The organism is Streptomyces canus (genome assembly GCF_030815415.1).
Classification (GTDB): domain Bacteria; phylum Actinomycetota; class Actinomycetes; order Streptomycetales; family Streptomycetaceae; genus Streptomyces; species Streptomyces canus_F.
Map to the genome: position 1 here is coordinate 2,787,936 of NZ_JAUSWW010000001.1, position 25,217 is coordinate 2,813,152.

A 25,217-nucleotide genomic window follows, 5' to 3' on the forward strand; every position below is an offset into this window, starting at 1 on the left:
CCTTTGCGGACGGCGCTCGGGAGGTGCGTCATACGTCACGCGATCGGCTGTACCCAAGATCCGTCGTTGGTACGACATGAAAATGGCCCGGCGCTGTCAGCGCCGGGCCGTTTTCGGGCTTGCTAGCCGCGTCCCGCCGCCTTCTGGCTCTTGCGGGAGACCGAGTCGATGACCACGGCGCCGAGGAGAACGCCGCCGGTGATCATGTACTGGATCGACGTGTTCATGTTCAGCAGGTCGAGACCGGTCTGGATCGACTGGATGACCAGCATGCCCAGCAGCGCCGACCACACCGTGCCACGGCCGCCGAACAGTGACGTACCACCGATGACCGCGGCCGCGATGGCCAGCATCAGCGTGTTGCCGCCGCCCGCGTTCAGCGTCGCGGACGCCGTCTGGCCGGCGAAGAACATACCGCCGATGGCGGCGAAGCCGCCCGCGATGGCGAAGACCGAGATCCGGATCGCCGCCACGTTGATACCGGCACGACGCGCCGCCTCGATACCGCCGCCGACCGCGAAGACCTTGCGGCCGAACGTGGTGCGACGCAGCACGAAGTCCACGATCACCAGCGCGGCGAGGAAGATCACCAGGGAGTTGGAGACACCCGCGGCGTTGTTCAGCACGGCCGCGGCGGCGAAGGACGCCACGGCGAGCAGACCGACGCGCAGCAGGATCTCGCTGGTCGGGCGGAACGGCACCCCGGCGGACTTGCGGCGGCGCTGCTCCATCAGCGAGCCCACGAGCATGGACGCCACACCGAGACCCGCCAGCAGGTAGGCGCCGATGATGGCCTGGTCCATGAAGAAGGAGCCCTGCCCGAGGATGTGGACCGGGCCGCTGTCGTCCGGGATGTTGATGGTGCCGCTGTCGCCCAGCAGCCACAGCATCAGACCGTTCCAGCCGAGGAAGCCGGCCAGGGTCACGACGAACGCCGGCACACCGACCTTGGCGAAGAACCAGCCGTGCAGGACACCGATGCCGATGCCGGTCAGGATGGCCAGGAAGAGCGCCAGCCACTCGTTCATGCCGTGGGTGACCACGAACACCGCGAAGATCGTGGAGGCGAGACCGCTCACCGAGCCGACCGACAGGTCGATCTCACCGAGCAGCAGCACGAACACCAGGCCGATGGCGAGCATGCCGGTGGCCGACAGGAAGTAGCTGATGCTGGACAGGTTGTCCGCGCTCAGGAACAGGTCGTTCTTGAGCTGGAAGATCGTCCAGATGACGATGAGGCCGACGACGACCGGCAGCTGGCCGAGCTCGCCGCCCTTCACCTTGCGCTTGAACTCGGTCCAGTAGCCCTTGAGGCCCTCTTCACGGACCAGCAGACGCGGGTCGACGACGGCGACCGGCGCGGCCGTGGGGTCGTCGGCGGGGGCCACGGTGGTCTGGTCCTCGACCACGCCGGCCTTCTCGGTGGAGACCTTCTCGGTCTTCGACGTGTCGCTCACTTTGCCGCCTCCGTGCTGCGACGCCCCGCACGACGGGTCACGGCGTTCTCCGTGGCACCCGTGATGGCGGCGATGATCTCTTCGTGGGTGGTGTCCTTCACGGAGAAGGAGCCGTTGTTCTTACCCAGGCGCAGCACGGCGACGGTGTCGGCGACAGCCTTCACGTCGGCCATGTTGTGGCTGATGAGGATGACGCCGAGGTTGCGCTCGCGCAGCCGCTCGACGAGGTCGAGGACCTGGGCGGTCTGCTCGACACCGAGGGCGGCGGTGGGCTCGTCGAGGATGACGACCTTGGGGTCACCGATGAGGGCACGCGCGATGGCGACGACCTGGCGCTGGCCGCCGGACAGGCTCGCGATCGGGATGCGCACGCTCGGGATGCGGATGGAGAGCGTGGACAGCAGCTCGCGGGCCTTCTGCTCCATGGTGACCTCGTCGATGACGCCGCGGTGCAGCAGTTCGCGTCCGAGGTAGAGGTTGCCGACCACGTCGAGGTTGTCGCACAGCGCGAGGTCCTGGTAGACCGTCGCGACGCCGAGTCCCTGGGCGTCGTGCGGCTTGTTGATGCTGACCGGCTGGCCGTCCCACTCGATGACGCCCTCATCGATGGGGTGGACTCCGGCGATCGTCTTGACCAGCGTGGACTTTCCTGCGCCGTTGTCGCCGACCAGCGCGACTACTTCTCCGGCGTGGACCTCCAGCTCGACATCGGTGAGTGCCTGCACAGCACCGAATCGCTTGGAAACTCCGCGCAACGCCAGCACGGGCGTAGCGGACACGTGAACCATCTCCTTCGCCGCCTGACCGGCGGGGATGCCGCGCTTGGGATGAGAGCGCGGAGGGGGGTGCCGAAGGGGGCACCGACTTACTGATGAACTTGCGCGCGGCCCGTGCCTCTTGGCAACGGGCGCGCTCACCGTGTTTCCGTCCGGCGCCCGTCCCACAGCGGGGTGTGAAGGCGGGGCGGGCGCCGGAGGGGCTTGTACCTGCCGGGAGGGCGTGCCGGAGCAGAGGCACGCCCTCGGGGCGGTGGTTACTGCAGACCGGCCGTCTTGCACTTGGCGGCGTACTCGGCGGTGCAGATCTGCTGCACGGTGTACAGCTTGTCCTTGATCACCGTGTCCTTGATGTTGTCGACGGTGACGGAGACCGGGGTCAGCAGCTGCGACGGAACCTTGTCGCCGGAGCCGTTGGTCATGGTCTGCGTGGCGAGGGAGTCGATGCTCTTGCCCTCGAGCAGGTTGACCGCGAGCTGGGCGGCCGCGTCGGCCTCCGGCTTGAAGGCCTTGTAGACCGTGCTGGACTGCGTACCGGCGACGATGCGCTGGATACCGGCGAGCTCGGCGTCCTGGCCCGTCAGCGGGATACCGGAGATGCCGGCGCCCTTGAGGGTGGTGGCGATGCCACCGGCCATGCCGTCGTTGGCGGCGTAGACGCCGGCGATGTTCTTCTTGCCGAGCTGGGTGATCGCCGCCTTCATCTTCTGCGCGGCGACCGAGTCCTTCCACAGGCCGGACTGCTCGTAGGCGATCTTGACCTTGCCGTCGAGGACGCTGTGGGCGCCCTTCTTGAACAGCGCGGCGTTCGGGTCGGCGTCGTCACCGTTGATCATGACGACGTTGGCCTTCGGGGTCGCCTTGTCGCCGAGGGAGTCGAGGAGGGCCTGGCCCTGGAGCTGGCCGACCTTCTCGTTGTCGAAGGAGACGTACGCGGAGACCGGGCCCTGGGCCAGACGGTCGTACGCGATGACCTTGACGCCCTTCTTGACCGCGGCGTCGATCGAGGACTTGATGGCGGCCGAGTCCTGGGCGGAGACCACGATGACCTTCACGCCCTTGGTCACCATGGTGCTGACCTGCTGGGCCTGCTTCGCGGCGTCGGCGCCGGCGTTGTTGTAGGAGACCGTGCAGTCGTCGCACAGCTCCTTGACCTTGGCCTCGAAGAACGGCCGGTCGAACTGCTCGTAACGCGTGGTGACACTGTCGGGCAGGAGCAGGCCGATCGACTTTTTGTCGGAGCCGCTGCCGCCGCTGTCGTTGTCGTCGTCTCCGGCCTTGCCGCAAGCGGCGGCGGAGAGAGCAAGAGCCGAGACCAGAACGGGTACGGCCGCACGACGCATAAGCGTGTTCACTTTTGAAACCTCCCTGACGAGGCCGCGTCGTTGCGGCCGAGGTGGCTGGAAGTCAACTCGGCCGTACGTGCGACGTCAAGAAGTAAATACTTAACGGGTTGGCAACGGCGGGTTTCGTTCTCTAAGTGAAGGCAGGGGCTGCTGCATGCAGCGTGCCGTCCAAAAGGGTCGAATCGCCCATCTCGCTGAGTGCGAGAGCGAGCGCTCCGAGCACCTCCGCACGGCCCCCAAGTGCCCCCGGGAGAACGGAGAGTTGACGTGCTGCGCTAGGGATGGCGTACCGGCTCACGGACTCCCTGATGGGGCCGAGCACCAGCTCACCGGCCTCGGCGAGATCACCGCCCAGGACCACCCTGCTCGGGTTCAGGAGATTGCAGAGATTGGCTACTCCACTGCCGATGTGTCGGCCGACGTCGGCGATCACCCGACGGCAGCCCGGGTCTCCGTCCCTGGCCAGCCGCACGACGCCTTCCATCGTCAGGTCGGTGCCGTGACTGGACTGAAGGAGCGGCAGCACATAGCGCGCGGCCGCGAAGGTCTCCAGGCAGCCGCGGTTTCCACAGCGGCAGACCGGGCCGGACTCATCAAGAGTAATATGCCCGATTTCTCCCGCTGTGCCACCCGGGCCCCGGTAGATCTTGCCGCTGATGACCAGGCCGGCACCCACACCACTGGCGACCTTGATGTACGCCAGGTCCCTGGCGCCTCTGCCGGCCCCCCAGACCATCTCGCCGAGGGCGCCCAGGTTGGCGTCGTTGTCGACGTGCACGGGGACGCCCAGACGGCCTCCCAGCTCCTCGGCGGGCTTGGTGCCGATCCACCCCGGCAGGATCGCGGAGGAGCCGAGGGAACCGGACTCCAGGTCGATCGGGCCGGGGACACCGAGACCCACCCCGGCGATCTTGGAGCGGTCGACGCCGGTGGCCGCGATCAGGCGGTTGACCAGCTCTTCCGCCCGGTCGAAGCCCTGCGTCGAGGAGGCGTCCACGTCCAGCGGCTCGGACTCCTCGGCGAGCACCTGGTGGGCGAGGTTGCCGACCGCGACCCGCAGGTGCGTATGGCCGAAATCGACGCCGATCACAATGCCGGCGTCCCCGCTGAGCGAGACGCTGCGGGCCCGCCGGCCGCCCGCCGACGTGGGCGTGACCTCGACGGTTCCGCCGTCCTTGAGCTCACGGACGATATTGGAGACGGTCGCGGCGGACAGCCCGGTGGTCCGGGCGATCTCCGCCTGGGTGAGCGACCCGGCCAGCCGGACGGCCCGGACCACCCGTTCCAGGTTGGCTCGGTGCAGTGACGACTGCGACCCCGGAGTCTCCACGACGACCTCCTGCGCGCGGGACCGCTTCTATGAGGCCCCGTGAATGTCCAACTAGTGAACTCTAAGCTGAGCCGTTCGGGTCGCCTTCCGTCAAGAGGTTGAACAGTATCCGCGGCTCCGGGCACGCGTGCGTACGCCGCTCCCAGGGCGGGGAACGGCGTGCGCACGGTCGGTTCCGGAGCGCTACGCGCGCTTCACTTCAAGGTCGCGGATGTCAGGCCCGCCTGCACCTGACGCTGGAAGGACAGGTACACGACCAGCATCGGGATCATGGCGATGGTCACCCCCGCGAAGAGCACCGGAAGATCCGAGGCGTACCCCTGTTGCTGCTGGAGCTGGATGAGCCCCTGGGTGAGGACATAGCGCTCCGGATCGTCGCCGCTCTGCGGCTGCATGAGGACCGTCGGCAGGATGAACTGGTTCCACTGGCCGAGGGTGTTGAAGATGCCGACACTGAGCAGACCCGCCTTCGCCATCGGCAGCATCACCTGGAAGAACGTCCGGGTGTGCGAGGCCCCGTCCAGGATCGCCGCCTCGAAGACCGCTGTCGGCAGGGTCCGGAAGAAGGCGTGCATGAAGAAGACCGTGAACGGCATCGAGTAGGCGATGTAGACCAGGATCAGACCCTGGTAGGTGTTCAGCATGTCCAGCCGTTTGACCATGAAGAACAGCGGGACGAGGGCGAGGAACACCGGGAACATCGCGCCGGCCACGAAGAAGTAGTACAGGAATCGGTTGCCCCAGAACTCGTAGCGGGCCAGCACGTACGCCGCCATCGAGCCGAACAGCATCGTCAGCGGCACCGAGAAGACCAGCACGATGACGGTGTTGACGAAGTAGTCGCCGATGCCCTTGTCCCAGGCGCGGGAGAAGACGTCCAGCGACCAGTTCTGCGGCCAGCCGAAGGCCGACCCGCCGATCTGGGCATCGGTCCTGAAGGAGCTCAGCACCAGCCACAGCAGCGGCAGCACGATCAGCAGCGCCCACAGGGCGAGGAAGCCGTGCGAGAAGACGTTCAGTGCGAGGCCTTCACCGCGCGGGTCGCCGGGACGTGCCGGGGTCTTGCCGACCGAGGGCTGGGCGGGGACCGAACCGCCCGAGGCGGCGGTCTCCTTGAGGGGTGCGCTCATGAGGTGTCTTCTCTCCCCGCTCAGAACTCGACGCGGTCGCGGCGGGTGGCGCGCAACGTGAACACGGACACGATCAGGGTGAGAACGAGCATGACCACGCCCATGGCGCAGGCGTACCCGCTCTTGCCGTACAGCAGGAAGTTGCGCATCATCACGGTCGCCATGACCTCGCTGTGGTGGTCGGGACCGCCTCCGTAGTCGCCGGAGGTCATCGTGGAGACCAGGATGAACATGTCCATCGCCGCGATGCCGAGATAGACCCAGGCGGTCTGCACGGACTCCCAGAGCAGGGGCAGCGTGATGCGGAAGAAGGACTGCGAGCGTCCGGCGCCGTCGATGAGCGCGGCCTCGTAGATGTCCTTCGGGATGGACTGCATGGCGGCGGAGAACAGCACGAGGTAGAACCCGACGCCGTGCCACACGACCACCACGAGCAGCGCCCACAGCACGAGGTCGGGCTCGTTGAGCCACTCGATGGGACTCTGGGCGTCGACCAGGCCCAGCTTGATGAGGAGCCCGTTGAGCATGCCGCCGCCGTCACTGCGGTAGACGGCCCCGAACAGCACCGCCATGATCGCCAGCGACAGCACCTGCGGGAAGAAGTAGATGATCTTGTAGTACTTGGATCCGGCGACCCCCGCGACCCCGCCGGCCCGGCTGCGCCCGCCCACGTTGAGCATGAAGGCGAAGAACAGCGCGAGCAGAATCGTGACCAGGGGGATGAAGATCAGGAACAGGATGTTGTGCCAGATCGCCCCCATGAAGATGTCGTCCTGGAACAGCGCCTTGTAGTTGTCCAGGCCGACGAACTTGAAGGTCTGGGACTGCCCCTTCCAGTCGGTCAGCGAATATCCGAACGTCTGGATGTACGGCCAGATCACGAAGGTCACATAGAGCGCCACGGGAGCGAAAAGAAATCCCGCGACGAACCGGTACTGCCCTTTGCGCATTGGCGTTTCCTGCCCCTGGTCTCCCGGCGGTACGCCCGCGCCCCCTTGCCGGGGGCGCGGGGCACTGTGCGATCTAGTCCCGGTGGTTCTTCTTCGACTCCGGGTCCTTGGCCTGCTTGTCGACGGCGGCCTGGGCCCGCTTGAGCCACTCCGCCGGCTGGATGCGCTTGGCCATCAGCTCGTTGGACGCGTTCTCGATCGCCGTACCCATCTCGCTGTACCACTCGGTGTACAGGAAACGGAAGGTGTCGTCACCGGCCGCCTTGGACGCCTCGACCGTCGACTGGGTGCCCGGTCGCAGCTGGACCCCGGTGTCGACGCCGTCCTTGACGATGGTCAGCGAGTTCGCCTCCTTGGCGAAGGTCGTCGACCACTCCTTCGACAGCATCATCCGCACGAACTCCTTGGCCGCGGGCAGGTTCTTGGCCTTGGCCGGGATGATGAAGGGCTCGCCGGAACCGGCCCGGATCGCCTCGAAGGGCAGCTTGCTGCCGGGCAGCAGCGGCATCGGCAGGAACTTCATGTCGAAGTCGGACGGGGTCGTCTTGAGCTGCTCGTTCTCCAGCCAGGAGCCGCTGGTGATGAACACGGCCTTGTACTGGTTCCAGCGGGTCTGGGACTCGGTGTGGGTCAGGCCGTTCGTGCCGGGCATCAAATAGCCCTTCTCGACGACCTCGTAGACCGCCTCGACGGCGGCCTTCGCGGCGTCGGAGCCCACGAACGCGTTGGGCTCGAGGTTGTCGATCGCCTTCATGGCCTCCAGGCCGCCGGTCTTGGCGATCAGGTCCATGATGGCGACGTTGATGTAGTACGGGTACTTGCCCTGATGGGCGAGGCCGCCGATGCCCTGGGACTTGGCGTCCTTGCAGATGGCGAGGAACTCGTCCCAGGTCTTGGGCTCCGTCCAGCCCTTCTCCTTGAAGAGCTTGCCGGAGTACCACAGGCCCCACACCGTGTAGATGTAGTTCAGGGCGACGACCTTGCCGCCCTGCATGCCCGCGTCGAGGGTGCCGGGGATCAGCGTGTCGCGGACCTTCTTGGACGGGTCGTCGATCGACGGGGCGTCCAGGACCACGGCGAGGTCGAGCAGCTGGCCGTTCTTGTACAGCACGTCGATCGGGATCTGCTGGGCACCGGAGTCGTCCACGATGTCCGGCGGGTTGCCCGCGTTGAAGCGGGGCTGGAGCTTGCCGGTGATCTCCTGGGTGCCGGTGTGGACGGAGGTCACGCCCCACTTCTTCTTGAAGCTCGCCTCCCAGGCCTTGGCGTAGTCGTCGCCATAGCCGCCCTTGAAGATGACGACGTCGAGCTTGCTGCCGTCCTTCACGCCGAACGGGTTCGACTTGGAGGTCTTGCCCCCGGTGTCGTTGTCGGAAGTGTCGTCCCCGCCGCCGCTGGCGCAGGCGGACAGGACGCTCATGGTGGGTACGGAGATCAGACCGAGCGCGGCGGACCGCTTGATCAGATCGCGGCGGCCGACGGAGGCTTTGTTGCTGTTCTCGGCGGAAGTGGATCCCATGCTCAAGTCCTCGCCTTCTCCAGGACTCAGGCGGTGAACCGGATCCTCCCGGGCACCGCGTTCGGGTCACGCTGGGTCGTGCAGGAAATGCGGTGAATCGCCGACAGGTATAGTCCACTTCCCGCCAGCGGAGCAAGATCGAATGCAAGGTTGACCATGGGTCTTTTCCGAGTTGAGACCTCCCGGAAATATGTACGGCCTGTGTGCTCCCTGACGGAAAAATGCCCGTCATTATGCCCGAATGCCACACCCAACACCCTTGACATCGCTGACCACTTGGGTCACAACTGATCCTTGCGCATCGAAGTTGACAACGTTGTCCGCGATGGCAGGAGGGTGCTGGCACATGCGGCACAGAGCTCGGTACAGACGAGGCCCGGCGGTCGTTCTCACCACCGCCTTTGCTTTGGCCATGGGTTCCCAGGGGGCCGCGACCGCCCTGCCGGAGGCGCCCGGCGCCGACCGGGAGTTCGCGTCCTCCTTCGAGGCGGACGATCCGGTGCCGGACTGGACCGACACGGTGGAGCGCGCCTCGGGCGTCGACGGCGGCTACAGCAGCGGCATCCCGGGCAATGTGACCGACCGCGTCACGGACGTCCGCGCGAGCGCCGAGAACACCTCCGGCGGCGAGGTGAAGGAGAACCTCGTCGACGGCGAGCCGGGCACCAAATGGCTGGCGTTCCAGCCCACCGGCTGGGTGGAGTTCGACCTGGACAAACCGCGAAAGATCCTGACGTACGCCCTGGTCTCGGCCAACGACCACGCCGAGCGCGACCCCAGGGACTGGACGCTTCAGGGCTCGGCGGACGGCAAGGACTGGAAGACCCTCGACACCCGCTCCGGCCAGTCCTTCGCCGAACGCTTCCAGACGAAGTCGTACGACCTCGCGGAGCCGGCCGAGTACCAGCACTTCCGCCTCGACGTCACCGCCGACAACGGCGCCCCGGACATCCTTCAGCTCGCCGACGTGCAGTTCTCCACGGGCGGCGGCAACGGGCCCGTCCCGCCCGACATGCTCTCGCTGGTCGACCGCGGCCCGAACGGCTCCCCCACCGCGAAGGCGCGGGCCGGCTTCACCGGGAAGCGGGCGCTGCGGTACGCCGGGCGGCACACCGCGGACGGGCGGGCGTACTCGTACAACAAGGTCTACGACGTGAACGTGGCCGTCGGTCCCGACACCCGGCTGGCGTACCGCGTCTTCCCGTCGATGGCGGACGGCGACCGGGACTACGCGGCGACGAACGTGGCGGTCGACCTGGCCTTCACGGACGGCACGTATCTGAGCGGCCTCGGGGCCCGGGACCAGCACGGATTCGAGCTGTCGCCGCAGGGGCAGGGCGCCGCGAAGGCGCTGTACGTCAACCAGTGGAACGACGTGTCCTCGCGGATCGGTTCGGTCGCGGCCGGGAAGACGGTCGACCGGATCCTGGTGGCCTACGACTCCCCCGGCGGCCCGGCGAGGTTCCGCGGCTGGCTGGACGACGTACGGCTCGGGCCGGTGGCGCCCGAGAAGCCGAAGGCCCACCTCTCGGACCACGCGCTGACCACCCGCGGCACCAACTCCAGCGGGGCCTTCTCCCGCGGCAACAACTTCCCCGCGACCGCCGTGCCCCACGGCTTCAACTTCTGGACGCCGGTCACCAACGCCGGCTCGCTGAGCTGGCTGTACGACTATGCGCGGGCCAACAACGACGACAACCTGCCGACGATCCAGGCGTTCAGCGCGAGCCATGAGCCGAGCCCCTGGATGGGCGACCGGCAGACCTTCCAGGTGATGCCGTCCGTCGCCGCAGGCGTCCCGGAGACCGGCCGTGAGGCGCGGGAGCTGGCCTTCAGGCACGAGAACGAGACCGCGCGGCCGTACTACTACGGCGTGCGGTTCGAGAACGGGCTGAAGGCGGAGATGGCACCGACCGACCACGCGGCGGCGCTGCGCTTCACCTACCCCGGCGACCAGGCGAGCGTCCTCTTCGACAACGTGACGGACCAGGCGGGGCTGACGCTCGACAAGGCGGCCGGGGTGGTCACCGGGTACTCGGACGTGAAGTCCGGGCTGTCGACCGGGGCGACGCGGCTCTTCGTGTACGGGGTCTTCGACAAGCCGGTGGTCGAGGGCGACTCCAGCGGGGTCAAGGGCTATCTGCGGTTCAAGGACCGGACCGTCACCCTGCGGCTGGCGACCTCGCTCATCAGCGTCGACCAGGCCAGGGACAACCTGCGCCAGGAGATCCCGGACGGCACGTCCTTCGAGACGGTGAAGTCGCGTGCCCAGCGGCAGTGGGACCGGCTGCTCGGCAAGGTGGAGGTCGAGGGTGCCACCGAGGACCAGCTGACCACGCTGTACTCCAGTCTGTACCGGCTGTACCTGTACCCCAACTCCGGCTTCGAGAAGGTCGGTTCGACGGACAAGTACGCGTCGCCGTTCTCGCCGATGCCGGGTCCCGACACCCCGACGCACACCGGGGCGAAGATCGTCGACGGGAAGGTGTACGTCAACAACGGCTTCTGGGACACGTATCGGACGACCTGGCCGGCGTACTCGCTCCTGACGCCCTCTCAGGCCGGTGAGATGGTCGACGGGTTCGTGCAGCAGTACAAGGACGGCGGGTGGACCTCGCGCTGGTCCTCCCCCGGTTACGCGGACCTGATGACCGGCACGTCCTCGGACGTCGCCTTCGCGGACGCGTACGTCAAGGGCGTCGACTTCGACGCCAGGTCGGCGTACGAGGCGGCGCTGAAGAACGCGACGGTCGTGCCGCCCACGTCGGGCGTGGGCCGCAAGGGGATGGAGACCTCCCCGTTCCTCGGCTACACCGGCACCGAGACGCACGAGGGCCTGTCCTGGGCGCTGGAGGGCTATCTCAACGACTACGGCATCGCGCGGATGGGACAGGCGCTGTACGACGAGACGGGTGAGAAGCGGTACGCGGAGGAGTCGGAGTACTTCCTCAACCGGGCCAGGGAGTACGTCAACCTCTTCGATGCGCGGGCCGGCTTCTTCCAGGGGCGGGATCTCGCCGGTGACTGGCGGGTGGAGTCGTCGAAGTACGACCCTCGCGTCTGGGGCCACGACTACACGGAGACCAACGGCTGGGGGTATGCCTTCACCGCCCCGCAGGACAGCCGCGGGCTGGCCAACCTGTACGGCGGCCGCCGCGGGCTCGCCGAGAAGCTCGACGAGTACTTCGCCACGCCGGAGACGGCCTCGCCGGACTTCGTCGGCTCCTACGGCGGGGTCATCCACGAGATGACGGAGGCCCGGGACGTCCGCATGGGCATGTACGGGCACTCCAACCAGGTCGCCCACCATGTGAACTACATGTACGACGCGGCCGGACAGCCCTGGAAGACCCAGCGCAACGTCCGTGAGGTGCTGTCCCGGCTCTACACCGGCAGTGCGATCGGGCAGGGATACCACGGTGACGAGGACAACGGCGAGCAGTCGGCGTGGTTCCTCTTCTCCGCGCTGGGCTTCTATCCGCTGGTGATGGGCAGCGGCGAGTACGCCGTCGGGTCACCGTTGTTCACCAAGGCGACCGTGCATCTGGAGAACGGACGGGACCTCGTCGTCAAGGCGCCGAAGAACAGCACCCGCAATGTGTATGTGCGGGGTCTGAAGGTCAACGGGAAGACCTGGACGTCGACTTCGCTTCCGCACTCGCTGATCTCGAAGGGCGGCACGCTGACCTTCGACATGGGGCCGCGGCCCTCGTCCTGGGGCACGGGCAAGAACGCGGCGCCGGTGTCGATCACCAAGGACGACAAGGTGCCGACACCCCGGGCGGATGTGCTGAAGGGCGCGGGCGGGCTCTTCGACAACACGTCGGCGAGCGAAGTGGCGGTGACGGGGGCCGAGTTGCCGGTCGCCGAGGAGGTCGAGGCGGTGCAGTACACGCTCACCTCGCCCTCGGACCGCACGAAGGCGCCCAAGGGCTGGGTGCTCCAGGGGTCGGCCGACGGGACCTCGTGGGAGACGCTGGACGAGCGGTCCGGGGAATCCTTCGCCTGGGACAGACAGACACGCGCGTTCACGGTGAAGTCGCCGGGTACGTACGAGAGGTACCGCCTCGTGCTGGACGGCGAGGCGACCGTGTCCGAGGTCGAACTGCTGGCCTGAGTCACTGAGTTGGGAGTCTCGTGCCGCACCTTCCGGAAAGTGTCGACCCTGCCTGGCTGACACCCGGCGCCTTCCGGGCGATCGGCAGCCGACGGACCCTCGTCCGGGGTGGTGAGGGTCCGGTCGTGGACTCGGTGCACGAGGAAGTGGCGGAGGCCTGCGCCCGGTTCGGGGGACACGTCGAGCGCGACGCGTCCCCCGGGCCGTACGACCTGCTGCTGGACCTGACCGGCGACGACGGGTCCGAGGCGTTCACGTTCACACGGGACGACGGCCGGACGACGGTCACCGCGTCCGGCCGGCCGGGCCTGCTGTACGGCCTCTTCCACGTCGTACGGCTCGGCGAGGACGCCTTCCGGGGCGAGGCCCGCCGGGAGACGCATCGCCCGGCCCTGGGCCTGCGCATGCTCGACCACTGGGACAACGTGGCCGTGCACCCGGTGATGGGCCAGGTGGAGCGCGGGTACGCGGGCGGCTCGCTGTTCTGGGAGGACGGGCGGGCGCGCGGCAACCTGGAGCGGGTCAGGGCGTACGGCAGGCTGCTCGCCTCGTGCGGCATCAATGCCGTGGCCGTGAACAACGTCAACGTGCACCGGGCCGAGGCGCGGCTGCTGACCGACCGGATCGGCGAAGTCGCCGCGATCGCGTGCGCGTTGAGGGCGTACGGGATCCGGACCCATCTGTCCGTGAGCTTCGCCGCGCCGGTGGTGCTCGGCGGGCTCGCGACGGCCGACCCGCTCGAAGGCGGCGTGCGGGCGTGGTGGGCCGAGGCGACCGCGCGGGTGTACGAGGCGATACCGGACTTCGGCGGGTACGTGGTGAAGGCCGACTCGGAGGGGCAGCCGGGGCCGTTCGCCTACGGCCGCTCGCACGCCGAGGGGGCGAACATGCTGGCCGGCGCGCTGGAGCCGTACGGCGGGACCGTGCACTGGCGGGCGTTCGTCTACGACCACCGGCAGGACTGGCGGGACCGGACGACGGACCGGGCGCGTGCGGCATACGACCATTTCGTGCCGCTGGACGGGGAGTTCGCGTCGAACGCCGTGCTCCAGGTCAAGCACGGGCCGATGGACTTCCAGGTGCGGGAGCCGGTCTCACCGCTGATCGGCGCGATGCCCGCCACCCGGCTCGCGGTGGAGTTGCAGGCGACGCAGGAGTACACCGGGCAGCAACGGCATGTGTGCTGGCTGGGGCCGATGTGGAGCGAGGTGCTGCGGTTCCGGCCCGACGGTACGCCGGTGGCGGAGCTGGCGGATGCCCTGGTCGCCGTCTCCAACGTCGGCGACGACCGGTTCTGGACCGGGCATCCGCTGGCCCAGGCGAACCTCTACACCTTCGGCCGACTGGCCTGGCGGCCGGACGCGGACCCGCTGGAGATCCTCGACGAGTGGATCGGGCTCACCTTCGGGACGGAGCCCGCGGCGGGGGTGCGCACGGTGATGGAGGGGTCGTGGCGCACGTACGAGAAGTACACCGCGCCGCTCGGGGTCGGTTTCATGGTGCAGCCCGGTCACCACTACGGGCCGAGTGTGGACGGATACGAGTACAGCCCCTGGGGCACCTACCACTTCGCCGACCGGGACGGGATCGGCGTGGACCGCAGCGCGGCGACCGGCACGGGGTACGCGGCGCAGTACGCCAAGCCCTGGGCCGAGGTGTACGAGTCGCCCGAGACCTGCCCGGACGAGCTGCTGCTGTTCTTCCACCATGTGCCGTACGGGCATGTGCTGCACAGCGGCAGGACGGTGATCCAGCACATCTACGACACCCATTTCGAGGGCGTGGAAGAGGTGGAGGCCGCCCGGCGGGTGTGGGCCTCGCTGGTAGGTCTGGTGGACGCCGAACGCCACGCGCGGGTCACGGAACGGTTCGAGGAGCAGCTCCGCTGTGCCCGCGAGTGGCGCGACCAGATCAACAGCTACTTCTTCCGGAAGTCCGGTGTGCCCGACGCACACGGGCGCCGGATCCACTAGCCGCGTTACCCGATGCGCAGGATCGCCGTGCCCAGCGGGTCGAGGGTCAGGGGCTCGCCCTTCTCGGTCCGCGTGCCGGTGAGCAGGTCGGTGGCGGTGGTGTGGGCGGTGAGACGGGCCGGTTCGGGGGTGTGGTTGAGGAGGAAGAGGAGGCGGGTGCCGTCCGGCGCGATCCGGGTCGCGGTCTCGACGGTCGGGTGGTCGGCGTAGGGGCCGAGCAGGTCGTGGCGGGCGAGGACGCGGCGGACCACCTCGTCGACGCCGGGCTGGTCGAGGGCGGTGGCGACGTACCAGGCCTCGCCCTGGCCGAACGCGTTGCGGGTGACGGCCGGGGTGCCCGCGTAGAAGTCGGTGCCGTAGGTGGCGACCGGCTCGGCGCCGCGCGGCTGGACGATCTCGAAGACGAGGCGGGCTTCCGAACCCAGCTCGGGTATGGGCTGGGTGAACTCCGGTGGCCGGGCGTCCCATTCGTCGATCCGTATGCCCATCAGAGGCGCGAGCGGTCCTGGTACGTCGGTGAGGAACGCCCGGTCGTGCTCGTCACCGCGGCCCGAGAGGAAGGTTGTCAGGACCGTGCCGCCGCGTGCGGCGACCGCTTCCAGGCGCTCGGCGAGGTCGCCCTTGACCAGGTGCAGGACGGGGGCGAGGACCACGTCGTACGAGGTCAGGTCGGCGCTCTGCGGGACCACGTCCACATCGGCACCTGCCTCGCGGGCGGCGCGGTAGTAGGCGTGGACCACTTCCTGGTACTTGACGAGCCGGGAGGGGCCGTCGGAGATCTCCAGGGCCCACCAGCTGTCCCAGTCGAAGACCAGCGCGGTGCGAGCGGGGGTGCGGGCACCGAGCGTGGAGTCGCCCAGCGCCTCCAGTTCTCTGCCGAGCTCGGCCACTTCGCCGAAGACCCGGGTGTCGTCGCGGCCCGCGTGGCCGATGACCGCGCCATGGTACTTCTCGCAGGCGCCACGGGATGCGCGCAGCTGGAAGTAGAGGGCCGCGTCGGCGCCATGGGCGACGGCCTGGAAGGTGGCCAGCCTCAGCTCACCTGGCCGACGCAGGGGGTTGACGTCCCGGCACGCGGTCGTGGACGGCGTCTGCTCCATCAGCCAGAACGGGGCGCCGCCCTTCAGGCCGCGCATCAGGTCATGGGCCAGGGCGGGCCAGGTCGGCGGGGCGTCGAGGGGCGGGTAGCTGTCCCAGGAGGCGAAGTCGAGGTGCGGTGCCCAGCGGTGGTAGTCGAGGGGACGAAACATGCCCATGAAGTTGGTGGTGACGGGGGTCTGGCGGTCATGGGCGCGGATCACCTCCTTCTCGGCGAGGAAGCAGCCGAGGAGGGCGTCGGTGGTGAAGCGGAAGTAGGCGAGGGTGATGCCCTGGAAGGCGGTGTGGTCGGGGCCGCGCCAGTGCTCGGTGAGGGCGCTGGGGGGTTCGATCTCGTCCCAATCGGTGTAGCGGTGCGACCAGAAGGTGGTCCACCAGGCGTCGTTGAGGGCGTCGAGGGTGACGTACTCGGTCCGGAGCCACTCGCGGAACGCCTCGGCGCAGTGCTCGCAGTAACAGACGCCGCCGTACTCGTTGTTGATGTGCCAGGCGAGCAGCGCCGGGTGCTCGGCGTACCGTTCGGCCAACCGGGCGGCCATGGCCGTGGAGAGGCGGCGGTACGCCGGTGAGCTGGGGCAGAAGTTGTGGCGCTGGCCGTAGCGGTGGCGGCGGCCCTCGAAGTCGGTGCGGTTGACCTCGGGGTACTTCTTGGCGAGCCAGGGCGGGAGGGCGGCGGTGCCGGTGGCGAGGCAGACCTGGCGGCCCTCGGCGGCGGCGCGGTCCAGGATCCGGTCCAGGACGGCGAAGTCGTAGGTGTCCTCGGCGGGTTGGGTCAGGGACCAGGAGAAGACGCCGACGGTGAGGGTGTCGATGCCGGCCCGGGTGAAGAGCCGGTGGTCCTCGTCCCAGGTGGACTGCGGCCATTGCTCGGGGTTGTAGTCGCCGCCGTACCGGATCTTGCGACTCATACGGTGAAGTCCTCCTGGGTCTCGGCGATCACCGGGCGGTCGCCGTGCAGCAGGGACAGCAGCAGCGGGGCGGCCAGCAGGGCGGGCAGGGCCTCGGTGAGCAGGGAGGTTCCCGCGGCGGTCAGGACGAGCAGTGAGGCGGTGGCGAGGGTGGCGCGGCCGTGCCGGAAGAGGAAGTAGCCGGCGAGGCGCGCGGTGTCGCGGGCGCGGAAGCTGAAGAGGGAGGTCAGGACGAGCGCGTGGGCTCCCCAGAGGAGGGAGCCGAGACCGATCGCCGCGAGCAGCACCGCCCACCAGCCGGGCAGGCCGGTCGCGGAGAAGTGGGTGAGCGTGAAGGCGGTGACCGTGAGCCAGGTGAGCAGGGGCGTCCACAGTTTCAGGGCGGGGAGCGCGTTGAGCCGCCAGCCGCGCCAGTAGGTGCGGGCCGGGTGGAGGTCGGTGAGGTCGCGGTCGCGGTGGTGCAGGGCGTAGAGGGCGGCGGCGCAGGCCGGCCCGAGCGGGAGGAGGCACAGGGCGGCGAGGGGGATGTTGGAGGGGGCGGGGCCGAGCAGGAAGAGGCCGGCCAGGCCGGGGGCGGCCGCGACCAGGAGGAGGGCCTCGACGGTGACGAGGGTGTGGATGAGGGCGGCGGCCCGGGAGAGGGGGCCGATCCCGAAGGCGGTGGACGGGGTGCTCATCGCGTCTCCCTTCCGAGCAGTCTCCGCTCGTCGGTCCAGGACGGTGCCTCGTCCACGACCGCGCTGACCTCGACGAGCGTCACCTCGTGGCGGCTCAGCGTCAGATCCAGGCCCACCCGGCCGTCCTCCACCGGCAGCCGCAGATGCCGCCGGGCGGGTTCGGCCGCCTCATGGAGGACGTCGAGCTGGTCCGGCCGGGGTGAGCGGGGGCTGCCCATCCGCTGCCAGGCCGTACGCGCGTTGCCGTGCTCCTCGTCCACGGCGGACCGGCGCACGAACGCCTCCCCGGCCCCCTCCACCGGTACGGACAGGCGCAGCCGGTGCTGTGACGGCCCCGGGGTCTCGCCGCTCGCGTCGACCGGCGCCCACGCGAGGACCGTGACCCGGCCGTCCGGGTGCCGGGTGACCAGGTGATCGCTGCCGCGTCGCAGGAGCTCGTCGCCCATCCGGGCCATGAACGCGTACAGGTGGTAGGCCGGCTTCTTCACCTGTCGGTGGGTGAGCAGGCCGAAGCCTCCGTGGAAGAGCGCGGTCGGCGGGCCGGCCTCCTCGAACATGTCACTGAACGTCCAGTACGAGAAGGAGTCCACGTGGTCGCCGCCCGCCGCCAGCACGGGAGCCAGGTACGCGGCATGGAAGGCGGTGTCGTGGGCCGGGTTGTCGGGACGGTAGGAGGAGTTGAACTCCGTGATGTGGACGGGCAGTTCGGCCAGCCGGGTGCCCTTCAGCCGCTCGCGGGGCGTGGCGAACTGGTCGAGCAGGCCCTGCGCGGGACCCAGCGTCTGGTGCGTGCCGAACGGCACGTGCCGGGCAGGCCCGGAGGTGTAGGCGTGCTTCGACACGAAGTCGACGGGGACGTCGTGCCGCTCGGCGAACTCGGCGAAGCGGTCCAGCCAGTCGTCGGCACCGGGTGAGAGGGCCGGTCCCCCGACCTGGAGGGAGGCGTCCACCTCCTTCACCGCCCGGGCGGTCACCTCGTACAGCCGGTGGTACGCCTTCTCGTCGGCGCCCTCCCAGAAGTCGGGGAGGTTGGGCTCGTTCCACACCTCTATCGGCCAGGTGCGGACCTCGTGGAGGCCGTAGCGGTCGACGAGGTGGGTGAGGGTCGCTTTCACGAGCGCCGCCCACTCCTGGTGCGAGCGGGGCGGGGTGACATTGCCCCGCCACCAGAACACCGTCCGCTCCCCCGACGCCAGCCCCGCGGGCATGAAGCCGAGTTCGAGGAAGGGGCGGATGCCGAGCGCCAGGTAGGCGTCGACGACCTGGTCGACGTAGGTGAACGAGTGGTGGACGCGCCGGGCGCCCTCCCACTCGTAGGGCCGATGGACGCCCATGCCGTCGCTCAGCAGCCCGTGCCCCCGGATGTACCGGAAGCCGATCTCGTCCTGGAGGAGCTTCAGCGAGTCCTGGTAGTCCCGGCGCAGGGCGAGTTCGACGCGGCCGGTGCCGACGCAGTGGCGCCAGGCGTCGGGGAACCGGCCGGTGCCCTCGATCGGGACGCGGATCACCCGTTCTCCTTCTTGAACCGTTCGTACGCCTTGTTGTGGAGGTCGACGAGCTGCTGCATGTTCTTCGACTTCAACTCGCTGACATAGTCGTCCCATTCGGACATCGGGCGCTTGCCGAGGACGAACTGGAGGGTGTTCTGGATGACGGTGTCCTTGAGCGGGGTGTCCCACAGCGTCGCCTGTTCCTGCTCCACGGACTGCAGGGGGTGGGCGGGGTCGATGGGGAGCTCGGTGCGCTCGGACATGGCGTCCTGGAACTTCTTCTCGTCCGGGCTGAAGTTGGAGGAGACCAGGGCCCAGCTGCCGCCGTAGGTGAAGACGCCGTTGAAGAAGCCGAAGTCCTTCTGAAGGTCCTTCGGGGCGTCCGGGTCGGAGCCCATGAGGGTGATGCCGGGCTCCAGCTTGTACTGGCCGCCGGACTCCGTGTAAGTGGTGCCCTCCACGCCCCACTTGCAGAACTTCTGGCCCTCGTCGGAGTACCAGAGCCAGTCCACGAACTGCATCATCGCGACGAAGCTGTCACTCTTGAGGGCCTTGCTGGAGACCATGACGCCGTTCTCCAGGCGGGCCCCGCCGAGCACCACCGGGCCCGCCGGGCCGAGCGGCACCGGGATCATCTCGATCTTCGCGCCCTTGACCTGCTTCTCCAGGTTGTAGCGGTAGTCCTGCACCAGCACCTGCGGGTTGGTGCTGATCGCATAGGACTTCTCACCGAGCAGCTTCTGCAGGGCCTGGTCGTCCTGCTGGGTGAAGCTCTCCGGGTCGAGGAGCTTGTCGGCGACGATCTTTCTCAGGTACTCGACCATCTGACGGTAGGCGTCCCTCGCCCCGGTGAAGACGAACTTCTTCGCCTGGCTGTCGAAGGAGATGTTGTCGTAGTTCCAGCCCGCCTTGACCCCGTACGCCTGGCCGAGATAGCCGAACAACGCACCGCAGGGGAAGGGGGTGTTAGTGCTCCAACGGTCGGTCCAGGGGTACTTGTCGGGGTACTCCGCCTTGAGCGCCTTCAGGACGTCGTACACCTCGTCCCAGCTGGTGGGCAGGGTCAGGCCGTGCTGGTCGAGGATGTCGGTGCGGAAGGACAGCGAGTAGCCGGACCTGACCTTCTCGTGCAGGCCGGGCAGCAGGTAGTACTTGCCGTCGGACTGGCGTATGGAGTCCAGTTCGGGCTCCAGCCGCCATCTCTTCACCTTGTCCTGGTAGTTGGGCATCAGGTGCACGTACTCGCTGACCGGGAGGATCGCGCCGGAGGACACGAAGGCGACCTCGCCCGGGTGGTACGTCTTCGGGATCAGGAAGGGCGCGTCGCCCGCGCCGATGAGGACGCTGCGCTTCTTCTCGTAGTCCGCCAGCGGGACGTCGAGGGGCTTGATGGTGATCCCGGTGCGCCTGGTGACCTCCTTCCAGAACAGCCAGCCGCTCTTCGTCGGGTAGACCGGGTTGTTGTTGTGCAGCATCGAGAAGGACAGCGGCTTCGCGGCCTTGAACTGCTGGCCGGCGCGGTACTCCTTCATGGCGCCGTTCTGCTTCTTGGAGAGGTCCTTGCTGTCCCCGCCGTCGTCGCCGCTGCCGCAGCCGGTGAGGCCGGCGAGTCCGATGAAGCCCGCGGCCGCCAGGATCTGACGCCGCGACAGCTGCCCTTCGTTCCTCACGGATACTCCCTTGTTCCGTAGGTGAATTGAGTGAGCGTCAGCCCTTGACCGCGCCGAGCATCACGCCCGAGACGAAGTAGCGCTGGACGAACGGGTACACGCAGAGGATCGGCAGCGCGGTGAGCACGATGGTGACCGCCTGGATGTTCGCCCCGACCTGGCTGAGCTGTTCCGTGCCGGCTCCGGCGTTGGAGCCTCCGGTGGCGCCCTGGATGAGGTTGCGCAGATAGACGGTGACCGGCATCAGATCGGAGCTGTCCATGTAGAGGAACGCGCTGAACCAGGAGTTCCAGAAGGACACCGAGTAGAAGAGCACCATCGTCGCGACGACCGCCTTGGACAGCGGCAGCACGATCCTGAACAGGATGCCGTAGGTGCTCAGGCCGTCGATCTGCGCGGCCTCCTCCAGTTCGGCCGGCAGGCTCTCGAAGAAGGCCTTCATCACCAGGAGGTTGAAGACACTGATCGCGTTGGGCAGCGCGATCGCCCACACGCTGTTCTTCAGGCCGAGGCCGGTGATCAGGACGTACTGCGGGATCAGGCCGCCGGTGAAGAACATGGTGAACACCGCGACACCGACGAGCGCGGTACGCCCCTTGAGCTGCTTCTTCGACAGGACGTACGCGTAACAGGTCGTCAGGACCATGGCCACGGCGGTCGCCACGACCGTGTAGAACACGGTGTTGCCGTAGTTGCGCCAGAACATCGAGTCCTGGAACACGATCTTGTACGTGGTGAGGTTGAACCCCCTGGGCCACAGGGTGACTTCACCGGCCCGGATCTGGCGCTCCCCGCTGAAGGAGCGGGCGACGATGTTGACGAAGGGATACAGGGTCACCAGCACCACGAGGCTGAGGACCACCCCGTTGACGCCCTGGAAGACCCGGTAGGAACGGCTCGGCCTCACCACAGGCTGGTCCCCACCGTGCGGCGCGACAGCTGGTTCGCGGAGACGATCAGCACCAGGCCGGTGATCGCCTCGAACAGGCCGATGGCGGCGGCGTAGCTGAAGCTGCTGGACTCCACACCGGTCCGGTAGACGTAGGTGGAGATCACATCGGCGGTCGGATAGGTCAGCGCGTTGTAGAGCAGCAGGACCTTCTCGAAGCCGACCGCGAGGAACGTGCCGATGTTGAGGATCAGCAGCGTGATCATGGTGGGGCGGATACCGGGCAGGGTGACGTGCCAGATCTGCCGCCAGCGGTTGGCGCCGTCGATGCGCGCGGCCTCGTACAGGTCCTCGTCGATGGTGGTGAGCGCGGCCAGGTAGAGGATCGTGCCCCAGCCGGCGGTCTGCCAGATCTCGGAGCCGACGTAGATCGTGCGGAACCACCCGGGCTCCTGGATGAACCGGATCGGATCGTGGCCGAACCAGCCCAGGACGTGGTTGACCGCGCCGTCCGTGGCGAGCATCTGCATGGTGATGCCGGCGACGATCACCATCGACAGGAAGTGCGGGAGATACGACACCGACTGCACGAACCGCTTCAGGGAACGGCGGCGCACCTCGTTCAGCAGCAGGGCCAGCACGATCGGGATCGGGAAGCAGAAGACGAGGGTGAGCCCGCCGATCCACAGGGTGTTGCGGAACACCTGCCAGAAGGTGGGGTCGCTGAGGAACATCTCGACATAGCGCAGGCCCACCCACTGCTCGCCGAAGATCGAGCCGCCGGGCTGGAAGCGGCGGAACGCGATCACGTTGCCGAGCATCGGCAGATAGCGGAAGACCAGGAAGAACAGCAGCGGCAGCAGCGCCAGCGAGTACAGCTGCCAGTCGCGGCGCAGTGCCCGTCTCCAGGGGACGCGGGCGGAGGGCACAGGCGGCGGGTCGGGCTTCGGTGGGCCCTGGATGCCGGGCGGAGAGGCCGACTTGGTGGAGGTGCTCATGCTCGGTCCTCACAGGAGGGGGGAGTTGAACCGAAACTTTCGAGCTCTTACCGGTAACTTCGCGGCAACCTAAAGGCACTCGGAAAGCGCTGTCAATGGGTGCAGCAGCGGGCTTTTGAGGCAGGCGTGCGGAGTTGAAGTCTCTTCCGTGCGGGGTAGAACACGGAAAACCGGCACATTGATCTCCGCAAGTTTCCCTCTGTCGTCCGACTCCTGCGAGGTGTCCGTGCCCGCGTTCGACCTGCCGCTGACGGAACTGGTGCACCACCGCCCGCTGCCCGCAGAGCCCGCCGACTTCGACGAGTTCTGGCACGAGACCCTCAAGGAGGCGGCGCAGCCCGAGGTGTTGGTGTCGGCCCGGCCGGTGGAGACCGGTCTGCGTCTGACGCAGACCTGGGACGTGACTTTCCGGGGCTTCGCGGGCGACCCGGTGCGCGCGTGGTTCAGCAGACCGGCGGGCGCGTCCGAACCCCTGCCCGCAGTGGTCGAGTTCGCCGGTTACGGCCGCGGCCGCGGTCTCCCCCACGAGCGCCTGACCTGGGTGACCGCCGGATACGCCCATCTACTGATGGACAACCGCGGCCAGGGCGACCAGTACGGCAACGGCGGCCACACCCCCGACCCGCACGCGAAGACGCCCGGCGGCCCGGGCCCGGCGGTACGCGGTCTGCTCGCCCCGCACGACTACCACTACCGGCGCCTCATCACCGACGCGGTACGCGCGGTCACGGCGGTCCGTGAGCTGCCCGGGGTGGACGCCGGACGCGTCGCGGCCGCCGGCAACAGCCAGGGCGGCGGCCTCGCGCTGGCCGTCGCGGGGCTCGTCCCGGACCTGGCGGCCGCGCTGGTGACCGCGCCCTTCCTGTGCGGCATCCACCGCGCCCTGGATCTCACCGACGCGAGTCCCTACGGCGAGATCACCGCGTACCTCTCCGTCCACCGCGGCTCCGAGCAGGCCGCCCACCGCACGCTCGCCTACATGGAGGGCATCTCCTTCGCCCGCCGCGCCCACGCCCCGGCCCACTTCGGGGTGGGCCTGCGCGACACGGTCTGCCCGCCGAGCGGGGCGTACGCCGCCTTCAACCGCTACGCCGAGTTGTCCGGCGCCGAGCCGCGCACCGAGATCCACGCCTATCCGTACAACGGACACGAGGGCGGGGACGCGGTGCAGGTGCGCCGGCAACTGGACTGGCTGCACCGGACGTGGGAGGGCTGACGGAGGGCTGACGCCCTACGACGCGCGGGTGGAGAAGACAGTGACCGAAGGCCCCGAGCACCGGGCGGGCGACATTCTGCGCGTGACCTGCCCGTGGACCCCCGCGAAGGTGGCCAGGGTCGCGGGGCGGCACGCCTTCGTCGTCTGGCCGTGGGCCGAGATCGACCCGGACTCCCGGTACCGGCGGGACGGCCAGGTCGCCATGCCCACCGACCCGGACTCCCTCGAGTGGTGGCAGGGCGTCTTCCACACGGACCCGAAGCCCTGGGAACTGTCGGCCGGGGACACCTGCCTCGTCGGCGTGCCCGAGACCCTGCTCCGGGTCCTCGACATCCAGCGCCACGACCCGCCTGCGGACCGGGGACGGCTCAGCGTCTCGGCCGCCCCGCCCCAGGCGTGGGAGACGGAGGGCATGTAGTGATGCTTCAGGTACTTGTCCAGGGCCGCCCGGTCGGGGCAACTCCAACTCGCTTGACTTGGCCTTCCGTTGACACGGTAGAGTGAGGTTTAGACCACTAGACAACGTTGTCTGACACCGCACGGACGCGGCATCGCGGCTCCACGGCGCCGCCACAGACCAACCGACGCCCGGGCAGGGGACTCCCCCCGTTCGCCTGCCCGGCCCGCGGACCCGGTGGGGATGCCCACCGGGTCCGCACAGGCCACCTGGCGCCTGTGAATCGGGCACCGGAAGCAGGCCTCCGCGCCTAACCTGTCCGCGTGACTCGCACCGATCTCCTCCTCCGCGCCCTCCAGGACCCTGGCGACCCGCCGCTGCGCCCGCTGCCGGACCGGGCGGCGGAACTGCTGCGGGAACTCGTCGCGCCGCCTCGCCTGGCCGCCCATCTGCGGGCGGTGCACGACGTGGCGTACGAACTCGTCGAGTGGGTGTCGCGACGGCACCCGGGGCTGCCGCTCGACCGCGACGCCGTGCTGTTCGGCGCGGCCACGCACGACATCGGCAAGACGGCCCACACCGCCGAACTCTCCGGCCCGGGCTCGGCCCACGAGGACGCGGGCCGCGAGCTGCTCCTCTCCCACGGCACCGCCCCCCACCTGGCCCGCTTCGCCGCCACCCACGCCACCTGGACCCTGCCGGACCTTGGCATCGAGGATCTGCTGGTGAGCCTCGCCGACAAGATCTGGAAGAACAAGCGGGTGCCGGAGCTGGAGGACCTGGTCGTCAGGGAGCTGGCCGCGGCGAGCGGGCGGACCGTGTGGGAGGAGTTCCTGGACCTCGACGACCTGCTGGCGTCCGTGGGTGAGGGGGCGGACGCGCGGTTGGGGTTCCAGGGGACGTATCCGGTGTGAGCCGGGGCCGCCGGTCGGCCACCGGCAGGCGGTAGCCCACGTCGAAGGGGTCGCGCGTCGGCAGTTCGGCATGGCGGGTGCGCCGACGGCCGGTGGCCAGGTCGTCCGCGAGGCGGGCCAGGCCGGGCGCGATGGCGTCCTCGCCGGGCTGGGACAGCAGGGAGACGCCCGCGCGCACCCGGGCGTCGAGGCAGGCGTGGGGGCGGCGCCGGTTGACCACATCCGTGACGTACGAGGGCGGCGTGGATCTGCGTGGCGATCCGCGGATCGGGCCGCCGGGTACGGGCGTACGTCGCGCCGAGCGTGTCGCAGGTCGCCATGCCGGCCGTCACTCCCGGGATTCCCCGCGCCCCGCGATGCCC

At 68.7% G+C, this 25,217-nt stretch carries 18 protein-coding genes; 5 read left to right on the plus strand and 13 right to left on the minus strand.

Features of this window, described 5'->3' with window-relative positions; genetic code table 11:
* Positions 1 to 122 precede the first annotated feature (122 nt).
* From QF037_RS12860 to ngcE, 7 genes are all read right to left on the minus strand, one after another.
* On the minus strand, positions 123 to 1,457 hold the full coding sequence (locus tag QF037_RS12860; protein WP_307024733.1) for a sugar ABC transporter permease: 1,335 nt from the start codon (positions 1,455 to 1,457) through the stop codon (positions 123 to 125).
* Positions 1,454 to 2,245, minus strand: a complete 792-nt coding sequence (locus tag QF037_RS12865) for an ATP-binding cassette domain-containing protein (protein ID WP_307024735.1) — start codon at positions 2,243 to 2,245, stop codon at positions 1,454 to 1,456. The genes QF037_RS12860 and QF037_RS12865 overlap by 4 nt, the downstream gene beginning before the upstream one ends.
* A gap of 245 nt (positions 2,246 to 2,490) precedes the next feature.
* Positions 2,491 to 3,576: a sugar ABC transporter substrate-binding protein gene (locus QF037_RS12870; RefSeq protein ID WP_307037138.1), complete on the minus strand. Its 1,086-nt coding sequence runs from the start codon at positions 3,574 to 3,576 to the stop codon at positions 2,491 to 2,493.
* 133 nt (positions 3,577 to 3,709) lie between these two features.
* Positions 3,710 to 4,909 carry an ROK family transcriptional regulator gene (locus QF037_RS12875; RefSeq protein ID WP_307024737.1) on the minus strand — a complete coding sequence of 400 codons (1,200 nt, stop codon included), beginning with the start codon at positions 4,907 to 4,909 and terminating at the stop codon, positions 3,710 to 3,712.
* A 194-nt stretch (positions 4,910 to 5,103) separates the two neighbouring features.
* Complete coding sequence (locus tag QF037_RS12880) at positions 5,104 to 6,039, minus strand: carbohydrate ABC transporter permease (protein ID WP_307024739.1); 936 nt, start codon at positions 6,037 to 6,039, stop codon at positions 5,104 to 5,106.
* A gap of 20 nt (positions 6,040 to 6,059) precedes the next feature.
* Positions 6,060 to 6,989 (minus strand): carbohydrate ABC transporter permease, encoded by a 930-nt coding sequence (locus tag QF037_RS12885; protein ID WP_307024741.1) that lies wholly within the window; start codon positions 6,987 to 6,989, stop codon positions 6,060 to 6,062.
* A gap of 73 nt (positions 6,990 to 7,062) precedes the next feature.
* The gene (gene ngcE / locus QF037_RS12890; RefSeq protein WP_307024743.1) at positions 7,063 to 8,508 is read right to left on the minus strand and encodes an N-acetylglucosamine/diacetylchitobiose ABC transporter substrate-binding protein; all 1,446 of its coding nucleotides are present in this window, start codon (positions 8,506 to 8,508) and stop codon (positions 7,063 to 7,065) included.
* A 346-nt stretch (positions 8,509 to 8,854) separates the two neighbouring features.
* Between ngcE and QF037_RS12895 the strand changes: the two genes are divergently transcribed.
* Both QF037_RS12895 and QF037_RS12900 read left to right on the plus strand, forming a co-directional pair.
* A complete protein-coding gene (locus QF037_RS12895) occupies positions 8,855 to 12,625 on the plus strand; it encodes a GH92 family glycosyl hydrolase (RefSeq protein ID WP_307024745.1) in 3,771 nt (1,256 codons plus the stop codon).
* Positions 12,626 to 12,645: 20 nt separating this feature from the next.
* On the plus strand, positions 12,646 to 14,598 hold the full coding sequence (locus QF037_RS12900) for an alpha-glucuronidase (protein WP_307024747.1): 1,953 nt from the start codon (positions 12,646 to 12,648) through the stop codon (positions 14,596 to 14,598).
* A gap of 5 nt (positions 14,599 to 14,603) precedes the next feature.
* Here the strand turns inward: QF037_RS12900 and QF037_RS12905 are convergent, their stop codons facing one another.
* From QF037_RS12905 to QF037_RS12930, 6 genes are read right to left on the minus strand one after another with little or no spacing between them, the layout of a single operon-like run.
* Positions 14,604 to 16,604, minus strand: coding sequence for a beta-galactosidase (locus QF037_RS12905; protein ID WP_307024748.1), 2,001 nt, complete (start codon positions 16,602 to 16,604; stop codon positions 14,604 to 14,606).
* Positions 16,601 to 17,281 carry a DUF624 domain-containing protein gene (locus QF037_RS12910; RefSeq protein ID WP_307024750.1) on the minus strand — a complete coding sequence of 227 codons (681 nt, stop codon included), beginning with the start codon at positions 17,279 to 17,281 and terminating at the stop codon, positions 16,601 to 16,603. The genes QF037_RS12905 and QF037_RS12910 overlap by 4 nt, the downstream gene beginning before the upstream one ends.
* Positions 17,278 to 18,789, minus strand: coding sequence for a GH39 family glycosyl hydrolase (locus tag QF037_RS12915; protein WP_307024752.1), 1,512 nt, complete (start codon positions 18,787 to 18,789; stop codon positions 17,278 to 17,280). Before QF037_RS12915 ends, QF037_RS12910 begins: the two co-directional genes overlap by 4 nt.
* Positions 18,786 to 20,441 (minus strand): ABC transporter substrate-binding protein, encoded by a 1,656-nt coding sequence (locus tag QF037_RS12920; RefSeq protein ID WP_307024754.1) that lies wholly within the window; start codon positions 20,439 to 20,441, stop codon positions 18,786 to 18,788. The genes QF037_RS12915 and QF037_RS12920 overlap by 4 nt, the downstream gene beginning before the upstream one ends.
* Positions 20,442 to 20,478: 37 nt before the next feature.
* On the minus strand, positions 20,479 to 21,351 hold the full coding sequence (locus QF037_RS12925; RefSeq protein ID WP_307024756.1) for a carbohydrate ABC transporter permease: 873 nt from the start codon (positions 21,349 to 21,351) through the stop codon (positions 20,479 to 20,481).
* A complete protein-coding gene (locus QF037_RS12930; protein WP_307024758.1) occupies positions 21,345 to 22,328 on the minus strand; it encodes an ABC transporter permease in 984 nt (327 codons plus the stop codon). The genes QF037_RS12925 and QF037_RS12930 overlap by 7 nt, the downstream gene beginning before the upstream one ends.
* A 226-nt stretch (positions 22,329 to 22,554) precedes the next feature.
* Between QF037_RS12930 and QF037_RS12935 the strand changes: the two genes are divergently transcribed.
* The 3 genes from QF037_RS12935 (at position 22,555) to QF037_RS12945 (ending at position 24,855) form a co-directional block, all read left to right on the plus strand.
* A complete protein-coding gene (locus tag QF037_RS12935) occupies positions 22,555 to 23,544 on the plus strand; it encodes an acetylxylan esterase (protein ID WP_307024760.1) in 990 nt (329 codons plus the stop codon).
* Between the two features lie 28 nt (positions 23,545 to 23,572).
* The gene (locus tag QF037_RS12940) at positions 23,573 to 23,962 is read left to right on the plus strand and encodes a hypothetical protein (protein WP_307024762.1); all 390 of its coding nucleotides are present in this window, start codon (positions 23,573 to 23,575) and stop codon (positions 23,960 to 23,962) included.
* Between the two features lie 302 nt (positions 23,963 to 24,264).
* Positions 24,265 to 24,855 (plus strand): HD domain-containing protein, encoded by a 591-nt coding sequence (locus QF037_RS12945; protein ID WP_307024764.1) that lies wholly within the window; start codon positions 24,265 to 24,267, stop codon positions 24,853 to 24,855.
* The last annotated feature ends 362 nt before the right edge of the window (positions 24,856 to 25,217 follow it).

Coding starts and splice junctions, on each gene's coding strand:
- QF037_RS12865 (WP_307024735.1), bottom strand. CDS start 2,245: ATGGTTCACGTGTCCGCTACGCCCGTGCTGGCGTTGCGCGGAGTTTCC.
- QF037_RS12870 (WP_307037138.1), bottom strand. CDS start 3,576: ATGCGTCGTGCGGCCGTACCCGTTCTGGTCTCGGCTCTTGCTCTCTCC.
- QF037_RS12880 (WP_307024739.1), bottom strand. CDS start 6,039: ATGAGCGCACCCCTCAAGGAGACCGCCGCCTCGGGCGGTTCGGTCCCC.
- QF037_RS12885 (WP_307024741.1), bottom strand. CDS start 6,989: ATGCGCAAAGGGCAGTACCGGTTCGTCGCGGGATTTCTTTTCGCTCCC.
- ngcE (WP_307024743.1), bottom strand. CDS start 8,508: ATGGGATCCACTTCCGCCGAGAACAGCAACAAAGCCTCCGTCGGCCGC.
- QF037_RS12895 (WP_307024745.1), top strand. CDS start 8,855: ATGCGGCACAGAGCTCGGTACAGACGAGGCCCGGCGGTCGTTCTCACC.
- QF037_RS12905 (WP_307024748.1), bottom strand. CDS start 16,604: ATGAGTCGCAAGATCCGGTACGGCGGCGACTACAACCCCGAGCAATGG.
- QF037_RS12910 (WP_307024750.1), bottom strand. CDS start 17,281: ATGAGCACCCCGTCCACCGCCTTCGGGATCGGCCCCCTCTCCCGGGCC.
- QF037_RS12930 (WP_307024758.1), bottom strand. CDS start 22,328: ATGAGCACCTCCACCAAGTCGGCCTCTCCGCCCGGCATCCAGGGCCCA.